14 protein-coding genes, 1 pseudogene and 1 other annotated feature are annotated in these 14,880 nt (G+C 31.6%); of the genes and pseudogenes, 6 read left to right on the plus strand and 9 right to left on the minus strand.

Annotation, left to right across the window (positions count from 1 at the left end; genetic code table 11):
- Positions 1-22: 22 nt before the first annotated feature.
- From G9F71_RS03250 to G9F71_RS03280, 7 genes are read right to left on the minus strand one after another with little or no spacing between them, the layout of a single operon-like run.
- The gene (locus G9F71_RS03250; protein ID WP_164949511.1) at positions 23-2,755 is read right to left on the minus strand and encodes a hybrid sensor histidine kinase/response regulator; all 2,733 of its coding nucleotides are present in this window, start codon (positions 2,753-2,755) and stop codon (positions 23-25) included.
- Positions 2,756-2,777: 22 nt separating this feature from the next.
- Positions 2,778-3,365 carry a SpoIIE family protein phosphatase gene (locus G9F71_RS03255; RefSeq protein ID WP_207712057.1) on the minus strand — a complete coding sequence of 196 codons (588 nt, stop codon included), beginning with the start codon at positions 3,363-3,365 and terminating at the stop codon, positions 2,778-2,780.
- Positions 3,365-3,826 (minus strand): anti-sigma regulatory factor, encoded by a 462-nt coding sequence (locus G9F71_RS03260; RefSeq protein ID WP_202017927.1) that lies wholly within the window; start codon positions 3,824-3,826, stop codon positions 3,365-3,367. The genes G9F71_RS03255 and G9F71_RS03260 overlap by 1 nt, the downstream gene beginning before the upstream one ends.
- Positions 3,826-4,221 (minus strand): STAS domain-containing protein, encoded by a 396-nt coding sequence (locus G9F71_RS03265; protein WP_164946468.1) that lies wholly within the window; start codon positions 4,219-4,221, stop codon positions 3,826-3,828. The genes G9F71_RS03260 and G9F71_RS03265 overlap by 1 nt, the downstream gene beginning before the upstream one ends.
- 13 nt (positions 4,222-4,234) lie before the next feature.
- Positions 4,235-5,041: a PAS domain-containing protein gene (locus tag G9F71_RS03270; RefSeq protein WP_164949513.1), complete on the minus strand. Its 807-nt coding sequence runs from the start codon at positions 5,039-5,041 to the stop codon at positions 4,235-4,237.
- A 10-nt stretch (positions 5,042-5,051) separates the two neighbouring features.
- Positions 5,052-6,161, minus strand: a complete 1,110-nt coding sequence (locus G9F71_RS03275; RefSeq protein WP_164949514.1) for a response regulator — start codon at positions 6,159-6,161, stop codon at positions 5,052-5,054.
- A gap of 1 nt (position 6,162) precedes the next feature.
- Positions 6,163-7,323 (minus strand): sensor histidine kinase, encoded by a 1,161-nt coding sequence (locus tag G9F71_RS03280; protein ID WP_164949515.1) that lies wholly within the window; start codon positions 7,321-7,323, stop codon positions 6,163-6,165.
- Between the two features lie 236 nt (positions 7,324-7,559).
- Here G9F71_RS03280 and G9F71_RS03285 point away from each other — a divergent pair, with 236 nt between their 5' ends.
- The gene (locus G9F71_RS03285; protein WP_164949516.1) at positions 7,560-8,762 is read left to right on the plus strand and encodes an NAD(P)/FAD-dependent oxidoreductase; all 1,203 of its coding nucleotides are present in this window, start codon (positions 7,560-7,562) and stop codon (positions 8,760-8,762) included.
- An 82-nt stretch (positions 8,763-8,844) separates the two neighbouring features.
- Here the strand turns inward: G9F71_RS03285 and G9F71_RS03290 are convergent, their stop codons facing one another.
- Together G9F71_RS03290 and G9F71_RS03295 are read right to left on the minus strand one after the other, a co-directional pair.
- Complete coding sequence (locus G9F71_RS03290; RefSeq protein ID WP_164949517.1) at positions 8,845-9,294, minus strand: GyrI-like domain-containing protein; 450 nt, start codon at positions 9,292-9,294, stop codon at positions 8,845-8,847.
- A gap of 73 nt (positions 9,295-9,367) precedes the next feature.
- Positions 9,368-10,339 (minus strand): helix-turn-helix transcriptional regulator, encoded by a 972-nt coding sequence (locus G9F71_RS03295; protein WP_164949518.1) that lies wholly within the window; start codon positions 10,337-10,339, stop codon positions 9,368-9,370.
- A gap of 235 nt (positions 10,340-10,574) precedes the next feature.
- Positions 10,575-10,803, plus strand: a binding site (T-box leader).
- A gap of 350 nt (positions 10,804-11,153) precedes the next feature.
- On the opposite strand from G9F71_RS03295, the gene aspS reads away from it, so the two are divergent.
- The 5 genes and pseudogenes from aspS (at position 11,154) to G9F71_RS27540 (ending at position 14,839) form a co-directional block, all read left to right on the plus strand.
- Entirely contained in the window at positions 11,154-12,443 is a 1,290-nt protein-coding gene (gene aspS / locus G9F71_RS03300) for an aspartate--tRNA(Asn) ligase (RefSeq protein WP_164949519.1), read from the plus strand.
- Between the two features lie 122 nt (positions 12,444-12,565).
- Positions 12,566-12,679: pseudogene (locus G9F71_RS27535) on the plus strand (class I tRNA ligase family protein); the annotation flags it as partial.
- A gap of 18 nt (positions 12,680-12,697) precedes the next feature.
- Positions 12,698-13,150, plus strand: a complete 453-nt coding sequence (locus tag G9F71_RS03310) for a hypothetical protein (RefSeq protein ID WP_224626160.1) — start codon at positions 12,698-12,700, stop codon at positions 13,148-13,150.
- A gap of 336 nt (positions 13,151-13,486) precedes the next feature.
- The gene (locus tag G9F71_RS03315) at positions 13,487-13,888 is read left to right on the plus strand and encodes a hypothetical protein (RefSeq protein WP_164949520.1); all 402 of its coding nucleotides are present in this window, start codon (positions 13,487-13,489) and stop codon (positions 13,886-13,888) included.
- Positions 13,889-14,131: 243 nt separating this feature from the next.
- The gene (locus tag G9F71_RS27540) at positions 14,132-14,839 is read left to right on the plus strand and encodes a M15 family metallopeptidase (RefSeq protein ID WP_164949521.1); all 708 of its coding nucleotides are present in this window, start codon (positions 14,132-14,134) and stop codon (positions 14,837-14,839) included.
- Positions 14,840-14,880: the final 41 nt, after the last annotated feature.

The following is a 14,880-nucleotide window of genomic DNA, read 5'->3' on the forward strand; positions in this document are numbered from 1 at the left end:
ATATACAAATTTATTTTGAAGTCTAAAGGGTAGTTATTTTAAGTTTATTCATCAAGGCTTTTAGTATTTCTAAGGCTTCCTTGAATTTATATTTTGAAAGAAGTTTATCAAGTTCTGTAGCGTGTATTTGAGTTTCTATTGGCCAAACTAATTTTCTGTATTTTAGCATTACTTGCGCACATTTTTTAGGTTTTCGAGTTTCTATGTAAGGTTTAAGTTCTTCCAAAATATTTAGTAGTTCCGCAAGTGAGGAACTAGGGCCTGTAAGCATCACTGTCTGCTTCTCTTCTGGTAATGCCTTTTCAATGTGTTCTATCATTTTAGCAAGCATAACATTAGTTTCTTGTATTAAGGGGCTTAATTTGTGCTTAGAAGTATGGTTTCGAATTGATCCTTCCAAATTAGCAGCCCTTTCCTCAATCATAACAGCACCAATACTTCCAGATACTCCTTTTAAAGTATGTGCCATACGTTCTGCACTAGACCAGTCTCCTGCTGAAAGCATTTTTTCAATTTCTATAAATGTATCCTTTTGTCCAAAAATATATTTTCTTAATAGATTGATATAAGATTTTTTCTTACAAAGTACTCTTCTTAATCCAAGGGATGTATCAAGTCCTGGAATGCTAAATCCAAGTTCCACTGCAGAAGTTTTCATTGAAGATTGCGCTTGTACTTGTAGCATATTTATTTTTTTATGCGGAATCCAATTTAGGAGTATTGTAAACAATTTATTTGGCTCTATAGGTTTGGCAACATGGTCATTCATACCAGCCGCTATACACTTATTGCGATCACTGATCATTGCATTGGCAGTCATTGCAATAATTGGTAGTGATGAATGCGCTGGGTTCTTTCTAATTTCTTTTGTTGCTGTAACACCATCCATTACCGGCATTTGCATATCCATAAGTATAATATCATACTGATTTTCATTAACTTTGTCTACTGCAATTTTTCCATTTTCAGCAACATCTATTGAAAAGTTACCTTCTTCCAACAATTCAAGGGTAACTTGTACGTTTAATTCATTATCTTCCACCAATAATATACGTGCACCTCGGATTCCCGTAAGATCTTGGTTACTTATATTTGTTGGGAAATATTCCACAGCTTCAGGGTTTTCAGATTTTTCTCCGCCCAAGATACGAATTACAGAATCCTGCAACACTGTAGAATTAACAGGTTTAACTAAAACCATATCAATGCCAGCACTTTCTGCCTCCTTAAAGACTTCCTCACGGCCATAACCAGTAACCATAATGCAACAAGGGTTTATTTTAAGAGGCATTGTATGAATTCTCTGCATTGCTTCTATACCATTGATACCAGGCATTAGCAAATCCATAAATACAATTTCATAAGGATCTTCTCCATTATTTGATCTAGCAATTAGTTGTAGTGCTTTTTCACCGGAGTCTACATCTGTTACACGCAAAGACATACCTCGTAGCATTTCGGAAAGTATTAACCGTGCTTGTAGGTTGTCATCTACAACAAGCACATTTCGATTGCGTAAATCTTCAGGTAGTAAATATACCGTTTCCATTACCTTGTTAATACTCATCTTAGCAGTAAACCAAAAGGTGCTTCCCTTTCCACATTCTGATTCAACTCCAACATCTCCATCCATCAAGCTGGCTAATTTCTTAGAAATTGCTAGGCCTAGTCCAGTGCCACCATATTTCCTAGTTATGGAAGTATCTGCTTGTTGAAAAGATTGAAAAAGCTTACTACTCTGCTCCTCTGTCATGCCAATTCCTGTATCCTGTACCTCGAATTTTACGAAACAATCTTTGCCAACTTCTTGTTCTTTGCGAATTCTTAGAATGATTTCTCCTTTTTCAGTGAATTTAACTGCATTGTTTACATAATTAATAAGAATTTGACCCAATCTTAACGGATCACCGCATAAATTGTTTGGTAATTCAGGATCTAAGTCAAAAATTAATTCAAGACCTTTTGAAGCACATTTTTCTCCAATAAGATTTCCTAAATTATCAAGTACAACATCTAACTTAAAATCTGTTTTTTCAATCACAAGTTTACCGGCTTCAATTTTAGAAAAATCTAAAATATCATTTATTACAACCAGTAGATGATGGCTAGATTTCGATATTTTATCAATATAGTCTCTTTGTTTCACATTCAAATCTGTTTTTTGAATTAAATGAGTCATTCCCATAATTGCATTCATGGGAGTACGAATCTCGTGGCTCATATTTGCTAGAAAATCAGACTTTGTTTGGGCTGCATCCTCTGCACTCTCCTTGGCGTCTCTCAATTCATCTGCTTGTAATAGCAATACATCATTCTTTTTTTTTAACTCATTCATAAGTTCCGCTCTTGAGGGTAAAGATAGTTCTCTTTTGAACTCCTCTATCAATCCATCACTTATAGAAAGATTTACATCACTTATATAAGAAAGTGCTTCGATATACAATGAATCATCTTTAGAATTATTTATTGAATATTTATCAAAAAATTGATTGCCAAATATAAGATTTTCACTGGTTATAATTTTAGTTAATTTAAATAATAGGGCACCTTGTGCCCTATTATTTATTATAAAAATTGAAATCATCATTTCACTGCTGTCACGATAACATTTACGACATATCTCTGATATAGCCGTCTCTATTCTTGTAGCTTTAATTTCAGTATATCCAAGCATTGTAACAAGAATATGAATTTTCTTTCTAATTTCAATTATGGAATCACTATTTATTATTTTGAGACTACCTAGTTCAATCATTTTAGTCTACCTCTTCTTAATTTTATATTAAATATTTTAATACTATACAGGATGCATCGTCTTGTTTTTTTTCGAATCTTTTCAATATACCTTGTGCAATGTCCACTGCACTTTCTTTTAATAAACCTGCACATTCAAAGAGTTCAAAATGCTCTTTGATTCCATCAGAATGTAAAAGCAAGATATCACCTTCATAAAGCTTTAAAATCTGTTTTTGAGGCTTTGCCATTATGTAGCCAATGACACCATCCTTTGGTACAAGTCTAGTGAATCTTGACCCCATAATTCTCACCGTAATATTTCCTATTCCTACATAACTTAGTTCGCCCGTTAGAACATTTAAATTGCATATTGCTGCAACAGCTCCGCGGGTTCCCTTTAGATGTTCATGAAGACCATTCATAAGGTCGATACTATCTTTTTCATAATTATTTTCAAGGTATAGTTTTGCATAAAGTGCTACTTCCCTAGCCTCAGAGCCATGTCCAAGTATGTCAATCAATGCTAAAAAACAATAATTGTCATACTCTTTAATAATACCTATATCACCACATTCTGATTCTTCACAAAGCAAAGCTTTATATGTCATTCCTAAATCAATATCTGCCATTATTTTTTCCACTTACGTGCAAGTACACGTGTTCCCTTTCCGAGTATAGATTCGATATAAAATTCGTCCATTATCCTTTTTACACTTGGTAGTCCAAGGCCCAAACTGTGAGGCAAAGAACTATATTGATCCTGCATAGCAAGATTAATATCCGCTATGCCAGGACCTTTATCATATGCAAAAAGTTCTACACCCTGTCGCCCATCCTTTATATTTCTTATAATACTAATGGTTATTTCACCGGTTTTAGCATACCGAATAATATTTGTTGCTAATTCTGAGACGGCAGTAGCAATCATAGTCTCATCTGTACATTGGAAACCAGCCTTTATAGCCATTTGTCTTGTGATAAATATTGCATATCCATTTTCAAAATTTTCTACTAGTTTAACAAGGGATTCCTCCACCACGCTTACAGTTTTTCCAGCGTAAAGAGTAAAATCACCTTCCATTGTACCCATTAATTGGTGCCTCTATTTTTATTGCACAAAATATCAGATATCATTTTAAGCCCTTGTTCTAAGTTCAAAGCGGCTTTTATGCTACTGACATCCACATTTAAATCTAGTAAAGCAGATACAACGCCAGGCCTGAAGCCTATCCATACAACAATAACGCCCATAAGGGAGATTGCTTTTGCAGTTTTTTCTAATGCTGTGAATGAATAAGAATCAAGTACTGTTACCCTACTTAAATCAAGTATTGCACCAACTGTTGAAGTCGCATTAGCCTTATTTAAAATTCTACTCATACCTATTTCAATGGCCTCATCTGTCATTTCATTTGGCAAAGTTATAATGATACAGCCTTGTACTATGGTTACCGAGGTGTTTAAATCATAATCTAAATTTTTCATATGCTCTTCTTCCTTAAGAATTATTTTTAACTTCTAGATTAAGTATCAAAAAAGCTTCCGCTAGTGCATCACTTAAGGTGGATTTTGTCTTTATATCACCCATTTCAATGCCAAGTTGTATAATTGTTTGCGCCACTGCTGGAGATATTCCTGAAACTATACATTCGCACCCCATAAGTTTTGTAGCTTTTGTTATTTTAATGAGATGATTTGCTACTGCAGTGTCTACGGCAGCTACACCTTGAATATCCATTATTATAACTTTAGAATATGTTTCCATTATTTTGTTTAGCATACTATCCATCATATGTTGCGCCCTCATAGAGTCTACAACTCCAACTATGGGAAGCAATAAAACATCATCCCAAAGCTTTATGGTTGGTGTTGACATCTCTCGTATAGTTTTACTTTGATTTTTCAATTGTGCTTCATACTGAACTCTTTCTGTTATATTAACGGCAAACTCAAGTCCTCCAATTACAACATTGTTTTCATCTTTCAAGGGTACACAAAAGTATTCCATATATATTTTCAAACCATTAGCGTTTACTTCATTACGTCCAGAACAAATTTTCCCACTATCTATAGCTTTGCGCATACGGCATTCCTCTGTATTGCAATGAAGGGAATTAAAAAGGTTATAGCAGGCTTTTCCTAGAATATTTTCACTTGTTCCATTGAGTATTTTTTGTGCTGCATTATTGACATAAATCACATTTAGTTTATTGTCTACCGCAAACACAGAAGTGGGTAGTTGGTCGAGAATTTGCATTTTTAGCATAATATCTGCTTCTTGAAAATTTGTAACAATTTTATTCATATCTTCCTCCTTATATTTCCTTTTTAACTATGCGACTGCATTTGAAGTTTGAAGGAGTTGTTCCTGTATATTTTTTAAATAGTTTACTAAAATACTCAACATCCTTATAGCCTAATTTATCCGCAATCTCATAATTTTTTATACTATTATTCTCAAAGAGTATCTTTGCTCTTTCCATTTTAACCATGGTTATATATTCAACAAGTGAGGTTCCTGTTTTTTCTTTGTATACGGTACTTAGATAAGAGTGATTTAAAAAGAGTTGATCCGCAATTATTTTAACAGAAACCTCAGCATCTATATGTTCAAGAACTACTTTACATATGTTGCGAATCATACTATTTACTTCATGGCCAAAGTCAAATTTTTTGATGTGGGTAATGAGGTCTCTTATTATTTCTAAAAAAGTTGTTTTGCTATTAGAAAAGTCAGGACACTTTGTAAAATCAATATTAACATACTCTGAAATATTTACAAGTTTGGTTAACCAGGGGTAGATTTCTTGCAAAACTTCAATTAAAGTTGATGTCATCCGATTTAAAATATAGGCCACTTTCATGGGATCATAATTAACTGCTACTCCAGTTGTTTCAACTATACTAGAAGCAACTTCAACGACGTTTAGGTCTACATCTTTAAACAGTTTGATTATTTTCTCAAGATCTTTCGCTACATAGAAAGTTTCTATTTTTTCTTCAAACTGTACTTCCAATTTCTTTAATTTTTCTTTTTTTAATTTTTTTTCACTTATGTATTTTGCAACTTTTAGAAGTAGCTTCTCTATTTTATCTTCATCTATAGGTTTTATAATATAATCAAAAGCTCCATATACAAGACCTTGCCTTGCATATTCAAACTCACTATATTCACTCAAAAAAACAACGCAAGAACTTAATTCTTTGTTAATGATATTTTTCAAAAGATCTACCCCATCCATTAGTGGCATTTTAATATCGGTAATTACAAGGTCTACTTTTCTCTTTTTCAGTTTTTTAAGAGCTTCTTGTCCATCTTTTGCCTCTTCTACAACAATAAACCCAGTGCGCTCACCCCATATTTTCAATCTTTTTAAATCTCTTCTCATAATTTCCATATCATCTACAATCATAACTTCAAACAATCTACTTCACCTCTTCTTCACTGAAGTTTGTAAGTTCTTTAATTGCACTGGGTAGCGTGAAATATATGGTTGCGCCCTCATTTAATTTACCTTCAATCCATGTTTTTCCTCCATGTTTTTGAATTATTTTACCAACTGTAGCAAGGCCTATTCCATTTCCCTCAAATTCATCCGTTGAGTGTAACCGTTGAAATATTCGAAATAGCTTTCCGCAAAACTCCATATCAATGCCCACTCCATTATCCCTTACATAGAAAATATACTCACCTACACCCATTTTACATCCAACAACAACAAGTGCTTTTTCTCTGTTTCTAGTAAATTTTATAGCATTGGAAAGTATGTTGTAAACAACTTGTTTTATTAGGAGGGTATCGCCTAAAACAGGGGGAATCCCTGTCTCAAACTCAAGTTCAATAAATCGTTCTAAATAAAGAGACTTGAGTTGTGAAAAAGCCGAATTAAACATTTCACTTATATTTACGGGTTCTTTGCAGATTTCTAGACGAGTAGTTGTAGAATACTCCAATAATTTTGAAATCATAGCAATCATGTCATTGCAAATATCTATAATATTAGAAAGCATTTTATTCTCATCTTCATCTAGTGTTGAGCACCGCTCTTCAAGAATTATTCTACTATATACTTCAATGGCTCTTAAGGGTGATTTTAAATCATGGGATACAGTATATGAAAAAGCTTCAAGCTCATTGACCATAGCCTGAAGCTCCACTGCTTTTTCTTCAAGGATTTGATTTTTTTCCAATAACTCATATTTAGCAAGCTTCAAAGACAAATGGGTACGGACTCTTGCTTTAACCTCAAGAATTTCAAAGGGTTTTGTCACATAATCCACAGCACCCAATTGAAATCCTTTTGATTTGCTTATTATATCTGTCATGGCAGTCAGAAAAACAATGGGAATATCCGCTGTGAGTTTATTTGCTTTAAGCCGCCTACATACTTCATAACCATCCATACCTGGCATCATAATATCTAGCAGAATAATATCAGGAGTCTCAATTTCCACATTTTCCAGCGCGCCTTCTCCATCCATAGCAACTGAAATTTCATAGTCATCACCAAGCGCTGCTACAAGAACATCCACATTTGCTTCTGTATCATCCACAATTAAAACTATACATTCTGAAAGCTTTTTCATTACACTCTTACTCCTGTTCAAATAGTTTATTTTATTCAGCATTTTTACTTAATTATAGCATAAAAGGAAAACTATAAGGATTTATATTTACATTGTTTTATTTGGTTCATTAAATGATTTAAGCATATACACTTTCATATTTTTCATATATAATTGGAACTTACAATGTTGAGTTTAAATGTGGTTAAATCTAATTTAAATGAAAATAGAAAAATGAAACTTAGTGAGGTGTATGTATGTCAAAAGTTATTATTGTTGGCGGAGGACCTGCTGGTATTATGGCAGCCATTAGTGCAGCAAAAAATAGTGAAGTTATATTATTAGAAAGAAATAAAGAAATTGGTGCAAAGCTAAGACTTACAGGTGGAGGCAGATGCAATATCACAAATAATAGAGATATAGAGGAATTTTTTGGTAAAATAGTTAGTAATAAAAAATTCTTATATAGCGCTCTTTATACATTTTCAAATCATCAACTTTTAGAATATTTTAAAGAAAATGGATTAGAATATAAGGAAGAGCTTGACCAAAAGGTATATACCAAAAGTAATAGGGCAGATGAAGTTATAGAATTATTAAAGGTTGATTTAGAAAGAAATAAGGTTAAGGTTATGTATAACAGTAAAGTTCAAGAGTTAATAGTTGAAGATGGAGAAATTAAAGGGGTAGTAACTGCTGATGGCAAGCGGATTTTAGGGGAAAAGGTAATTGTTACAACAGGAGGAAAGAGCTACCCGGATTCTGGTTCAGATGGTTCTATGTTTGAAGTATTAAGAAAGAATGGACACACTATAACCCCATTATATGCAGCCTTAATTCCACTAGTTATAAAGGAAGAGTTTGTTAAGAGCCTGCAAGGGGTTGCAATGAAGGATGTTGTAATTTTAGCTAAAATTAAAAAAAGTAGAGTAGAGAAGTTTGGTGATATGATATTTACTCATTTTGGAATATCGGGACCTGCAGTGTTAAAGCTTTCATCTTATATAAACAAAGCTTTAGCCCTGGGAGAAGTAGAAGTTACTTTAGACTTTTTAAGAGATAAATCTAGGGAGGAAATATCAGAGATAATGAGGAGTAATCCAAATAAGACTGTACTTAATAATTTAAAAGGGGCTCTTCCACAAAATTTCTTAAAAGAAATCTTTGATTTGTTAGGACTAACCGAGGTTAAGATTAGTGATTTAAAGAAGGCAGACGAGAATAAGATAATTGAGTATATGAAGGAAATGAAATTAACAGCTAGGGAAACACTATCAATTAAAGCAGCTCAAGTAACTTCAGGTGGTGTTAAAGTCAAAGAAATAAATGCTTCAACTATGGAATCAAAGCTTATAAAAAATCTTTATTTTGCAGGAGAAGTTATAGATATTGATGCTGAAACAGGTGGATATAATCTTCAAATGGCATTTTCTACAGGATACTTAGCGGGAAGTAATTAATGAATAAATCAAATAAATTATAATTTATTATAAAGCCATAAGGATTTAATTTCCTTATGGCTTTTTTATAGAATAAAAAATATTACTTAATAGGTATATATATATCAAATTCTCCATTGTTCATAAATCTCTCATCGTATAGTTCTAGTTGTGGTCTATATTCAATTTCATACCCTGAGGCTGGAAGTAACTTGGTAAATATATTAGTGTAAAACTCACCTAAATCTTTTATAGCTCCTCTATAAGTATAAACCAAATGTCTACCCTCTGGAACAACCTTTGTTACCATACCTTCTGGTACATCTAAAAAGCTGTCTACTTCGATGCAAGCGGTATATTGAAATCTACCTTCTGAATCCATTCCACAATCACATATACCATAACAGAGCATGGACTTACTTTTTTGCTTTATGTCTTTGTAGTTTTGGTTAAATGCTTCCCAAAGGGTAGCAATTTCACCATTACTATTGTTTCCAAAGTAAGGTATACCCACAGCCTTAAACCCTTTTATGCTTACTATTTTTGCTTCCATAATTATGACCTCCATCTATTTATTTAATATGTTAATTATATCAAGTAATCATTGCCAACAGTATGTCAGGAATTTATTTAACTTTATATAAATTTAAAATTTTATTTATTTTTTTTATTACATACTCTCTAAGTTCTATAGGTTCTAAAATTTCAAGCCGATCACTTAAAGGAAAGATTACATTGCAGGCAGTTTGAAAACTTATCATATCTATATCATAAATCCAATTATCTGCAACTTTAATGGAAGAAAGTATATAAAAGCCTTCAAGAGTTCGTTTCTTTTCCTCATAGAATTTAATTTTAACAGGATATGAATCATGGTTTACCTTAAGGTATGCTTGTCTTATAAATTGATGCTTACTATTTTCCCAAAACTCTTCCAGATAAAATTTAAGCGGTATGTTGAAACTTTCAGCTAGCACTTCAATATATTCAATTCTGCTACACTTAAAAATCCTAATCTCATTTTTAAATTCACAAAAGGCTATTACATACCAATCCGAATTTTTTACTACCGCACCGTAAGGGCGTATAATCCTTTCAGATATTTCCCCATTATATTTTTTATAATGAAGTTTTAATTTTTTTAAATTGAGTACTGATTTTTTTATTATATCTACATTCTGATTTTGTATTCGTTTGCCCCACCAAGGGTCTGAATCAATAAAGAACTTTTCCTTGGCCTTTATAATTTCTTCTTTATGTTCTTTTGATACAGTATTTTCAAGCTTAATAATGGAGTTTTTAAGTTGTTGTGCCATTTCAGTGTTTTTTTCTGAGTGGACACCCATACTTGAAAGTAATAGGTTAACCACATCTCCACTCTCTAAGTCATTTGAATTGATTTTATAGCCCTCCATAAAAGAAAAACCTCCACTGGGACCTGGAACTGACAGAATAGGAATGCCTGTTTCGCACAATATGTCCATATCTCTGTATATAGTTCTTTCTGAGGTTTCGAGTATTTTAGCTAAAGCTCCAGCTTTCATTATTCCGCGGGAATTAAGCAGCATAATAATTCCGAGTAGCCTGTGAAGTCTCATGAGATCACACTCCTATTTTGATTTTTTTACTGAGTAAAATACCATAGGTGAAAATATGATTTTATTAAAGTCTAGCACAGAATATTACTTATAACCATTATAAGGAATTAAAGAATTTATTTAAAGAGATTTTTGTAAAAGTATGGTTTTGGATATATACCGCAGGATTTAATATAGAAAAAAAATTGTATTGACAATTAAAAAAATAAGCGGTAATATGTAGAGAATGAATATTCAGAATTCTTTGAAGGGAATAGTAAATATTATCTTAGTATCCAAAGCGAGTAGAGGGCAGTGAGAGCTCTACGAGAAAAGTAATATTGAAATGACATCCTGGAGATACTTATTTGAAATATATAGTAGGATAAGTCGGATTCCACCGTTAAAGGGATTAGAGATGATTTAGTTGATTTTTAGCTTTATCGAATTAGGATGGCACCGTGAATATAGCTTTCACTCCTATTATGGAGAGATGGCTTTTTTTTAGTTGCTTTAATTTAACTAAACAGTTGAATTAGTGGTATATCAATAGAAGAGCGCAATCTATTGATGGTGTTATTTTAATATTTGATAAATTTGAATTAGCGTAGTTAAACAAGGGTGGTACCGCGATATTTTTGCCCCTTGAGCTTATGGCTCAAGGGGTTTTTAATTTTTCAATCAAAAGGTGGATCTGTTAAAGAAAATAGATAATAGGTAGGTGTTGTTAAATGTTTTTTTAGGGTAATTTTTTAATAAGTAAGTAGGTTAGAATTAATTATTAATGACAGATGATGTATAAAATAAATTATAAAAAAATGAGGAGGAAAAAATTATGGAAAGAATTATGGTAAATGAATTAGAAAATCACATAAATAAGAAAGTTGAAATAAAAGGTTGGGTATATCGTGTAAGAAAGTTAAAAACTATTACATTTATTATTCTAAGGGATAGAACTGGGCTGGTGCAATGTGTTGTAGAGAATAGTTGTATGGATATTAGTGGAGTAAAATTAGAGTCAGTTGTATCAATAATTGGAGAAGTTAAAGAAAGTAATAATGCGCTAAATTCTTTTGAAATATTAATTGAAAAATTTCAAGTGATTAATGGCTCAATAGGAGAGTTACCAATTGAAATAAATAAGGATGAATTAGAAGTAAATTTAGATACTATGTTAAATAACAGAGTATTAAGTTTAAGACATGCAAAAGTAAATTCAATATTTAAAATTCAAAATATTATAGTTCGAGGGTTTAGACAATTATTAATTAATGAAGGATTTACCGAGATATTTACCCCTAAAATTGTTGCAGAAGGAACCGAAGGTGGAACTGACATGTTCCAAGTGAAATATTTTGAAAATATAGCATACCTTGCTCAAAGTCCTCAATTTTATAAACAAATGATGGTTGGAGCAGGTTTTGAGAGAGTTTTTGAAGTAGCACATGTGTATAGGGCAGAGCAACATAATACCACTAGACATTTAAATGAATATATAAGTATGGACCTTGAAATGGGATTTATTAAAGATGAAGAAGATATTATGGAAATGGAAGAAAGGTTATTAAAGTTTATATTAAATAAAGTAGAAGAAGAGGGTAAAATATATTTAGAAACATTAAATGCAGATATGCCAAAGATAGAAGACAAAATACCAAAAATTAAATTTAGTGAAGCTTTAAAAATATTAGAAAAGGAATATAATAAAACAGATTTAGATGGAGACTTAGACCCAGAAGGAGAAAAATTAATTTGCAGATATGCTAAGGAAAAGTTAGGCTGTGACTTTATATTCTTAACTCATTATCCAAGAAGAAAAAGACCCATGTACACTATGCCTTATGGGGAGGAAGAAACAAGGAGCTTTGACTTATTATTTAGAGGTGTTGAGATTACTACTGGAGGACAAAGAATTCATGATTATAATATGTTAATAAAAAACATTGAATATAAAGGCTTAGTTCCAGAAAATTACGAGAATTATACTTCATTATTTAAACATGGAATGCCTATCCATGGAGGGCTTGCTATAGGACTAGAGAGAATAACAGCACAATTATTAGGACTAGAAAATGTTAGAGAGGCATCTCTTTTCCCTAGAGATAGAACAAGACTCGTGCCTTAGTTTTTGTATTATTTTATAACATTGTGAATTAATAAAGAAACGTCTGCCAATTATCATATAGAGTTTCAAACTAAAAATGAGACAACCATGGCGATAAGAGTGTTTGAGTATGTGTTCAATAGATAAGATACTTTTTTATAGCAAATGCTCCTGAGAAAAGAGATGCAGATTTTTCATGGAGAGAATTTATAAATAATAATAATGGTGAATTATTAGGCGCTTATGGGAATTTGGTCAATAGAACTTTAGTGTTTGTGAAGAAATATTTTAATAATACAATTCCAAATGGAAATGTAAATGAAGAAATTAGAAAAAATGTAGAGCAGTTGTATAAAAGTGTGGGTAGCAGTATTGAAAAAGGAAATTTAAAAATAGCTATTGAAGAGGTATTTGAGTTTATTAGAAGTATAAATAAATATTTTGATGAGAAAAACCCATGGATTACTGTTAATAGCAATAATGAGGAGTGTAGTGACAGCATTTATAATTGTTTATTTTCAATAATAAATATAGCAAATCTATTAAATTCATTTTTATCTTCATCTTCGCATAAGGTAAAAACTTGGTTAGGATGTGATGTTAGTAACTGGAGATGTGTTGATTTGAAAGCTAATATTGTTATAGGAGAGTTTGAAATATTGTTTGAAAGATTAGATAAAAAACTAATTGATGAAGAGTTAAATAGATTGAAGGGAAGTCTAAAATAGGAGTATAGAAAATAATTTATAAATAACCAAATAAAATAATAATTTCCAAAAATGTATTGAAAATGTATTTGTAAGATTGTAATATATTATTATATTCAGTGAGTGTACCTAGTTTATACTAGCGGTACAGGGACCATCCTACACGTAGATAACTCTGCGGAGTCACTTCTTAAGTGATTTCGTGGAGTTTTTTTGTTTTACAAAAGCTTAATATGAAAATACCAGTGTATAAGAGGGGGGATAAAAATAGATAACAAAAATATTTATACAAATACAGCAAAATTTTATGATAAGGGTAATGAAATTTAAAAATAGTTAAGAAAAGAGGGATGCATAATGAATTTTAAATTACAACAATGTGTTGGTCACATAGATGAATTTGATGCAATAGAAAATTATAATCTTTCAATTGGAGTAGAGATACAGGGTTTTGCTACCTCTCAATTATTAGATGAGGGTTGGGAATTAAGAGTAGAGAAATATAAAGAAAAAATTAGTGGGTTTAAGGGCACAATTTCTTTACATGGTGCTTATGTTGATTTAAATCCAGGTAGCTCAGACAAGAAAATTGTAGAAGTTACCAAAGAAAGATATCTCCAAACAGTTAAAATTGCAAAGGCAGTAAAAGCATCATATATAATATTTCATAGTCAGATAAATGTATCAATTAAAGTTTTATATTCCTCTTGCCATAAAGTAATCATCTCTCCTCTGTTCGAGAAGATCATATATTATTAGAATATTTCTTAGTAAAATCAAATCTTAAGAAATCTTAAGGTTTAATTACAATTTTCTTAAGGTTATTTTTGTAATATAAGAGAGTAAGGAATATGCATTTTACTACGAGCATCTATATAAGAAGTTTTAAAAGATTTTGTTTGAAATTCTGGGGGGTGAGAATAAAAATTGCTCTCCACGATTGAGATATAGGGGGACCCAGGGTCTCTGAGCTACCTAAAAATAAATAAGGAGGAGTTTAAAGTGAAAAAGAAAATTACAATAATTTTGATTTTAGGGATTATAGGACTAATGTACATAAATAGCAGATATGGTAGCCTAAAAGTTATAGGGGATGTAATTGAGAGGAACACTTTTATTGAAGTTGTCAAAGATTCGTTTAATGACAATAGCAATGTAGATGATGGTAATTTGATATTAGTGAATAGAAAAAATGAACTAGATAAAGATTATGTTCCAAATCATTTAAAAGTTCCAAATATCAGGTTTTATTCTACGGTGTCAAATGAAGAAATGAAGATGGAAGGGGCTGCAGGTGATGCACTTAAAAAATTATTTGAAAAAAGTGAACAGGAGGGCATTATACTTTACGCATTATCTGGTTATAGATCTTATGCAACTCAAAAGGAGTTATATAAAAATAGTATTAAAAAAAACGGAAAAGGATATACATATAATTATGTGGCAAAGGCAGGTAAAAGTGAACATCAATCAGGACTTGCAATGGATATAACTAATTCTAAAAAAAGTACAGGTTTTGAATATACCAAAGAAGGTATATGGCTTAAAGATAATGCTTATAAATTTGGATTTATAATAAGGTATGGAAAAGGTAAAGAAGAGATTACAGGTTACAATTATGAGCCTTGGCATGTAAGGTATGTGGGAACGCAGAATTCAGGGGAAATTTACTTGAGGGATATTACTTTGGAGGAGTTTTTAAAATCTTAAACAATGAAAGTATATAAGGAGCATGAAAAATAAAATATAGA

It is taken from the genome of Clostridium sp. FP2 (genome assembly GCF_011065955.2).
Taxonomy (GTDB): Bacteria; Bacillota; Clostridia; order Clostridiales; family Clostridiaceae; genus Clostridium_AD; species Clostridium_AD tagluense.

Excerpts from the sequence above, each read along its gene's own strand:
- G9F71_RS03250 (WP_164949511.1), bottom strand. The coding sequence starts at position 2,755 with ATGATTGAACTAGGTAGTCTCAAAATAATAAATAGTGATTCCATAATT.
- G9F71_RS03255 (WP_207712057.1), bottom strand. The coding sequence starts at position 3,365 with ATGGCAGATATTGATTTAGGAATGACATATAAAGCTTTGCTTTGTGAA.
- G9F71_RS03260 (WP_202017927.1), bottom strand. The coding sequence starts at position 3,826 with ATGGGTACAATGGAAGGTGATTTTACTCTTTACGCTGGAAAAACTGTA.
- G9F71_RS03265 (WP_164946468.1), bottom strand. The coding sequence starts at position 4,221 with ATGAAAAATTTAGATTATGATTTAAACACCTCGGTAACCATAGTACAA.
- G9F71_RS03270 (WP_164949513.1), bottom strand. The coding sequence starts at position 5,041 with ATGAATAAAATTGTTACAAATTTTCAAGAAGCAGATATTATGCTAAAA.
- G9F71_RS03280 (WP_164949515.1), bottom strand. The coding sequence starts at position 7,323 with ATGAAAAAGCTTTCAGAATGTATAGTTTTAATTGTGGATGATACAGAA.
- G9F71_RS03285 (WP_164949516.1), top strand. The coding sequence starts at position 7,560 with ATGTCAAAAGTTATTATTGTTGGCGGAGGACCTGCTGGTATTATGGCA.
- G9F71_RS03290 (WP_164949517.1), bottom strand. The coding sequence starts at position 9,294 with ATGGAAGCAAAAATAGTAAGCATAAAAGGGTTTAAGGCTGTGGGTATA.
- G9F71_RS03295 (WP_164949518.1), bottom strand. The coding sequence starts at position 10,339 with ATGAGACTTCACAGGCTACTCGGAATTATTATGCTGCTTAATTCCCGC.
- aspS (WP_164949519.1), top strand. The coding sequence starts at position 11,154 with ATGGAAAGAATTATGGTAAATGAATTAGAAAATCACATAAATAAGAAA.
- G9F71_RS03315 (WP_164949520.1), top strand. The coding sequence starts at position 13,487 with ATGAATTTTAAATTACAACAATGTGTTGGTCACATAGATGAATTTGAT.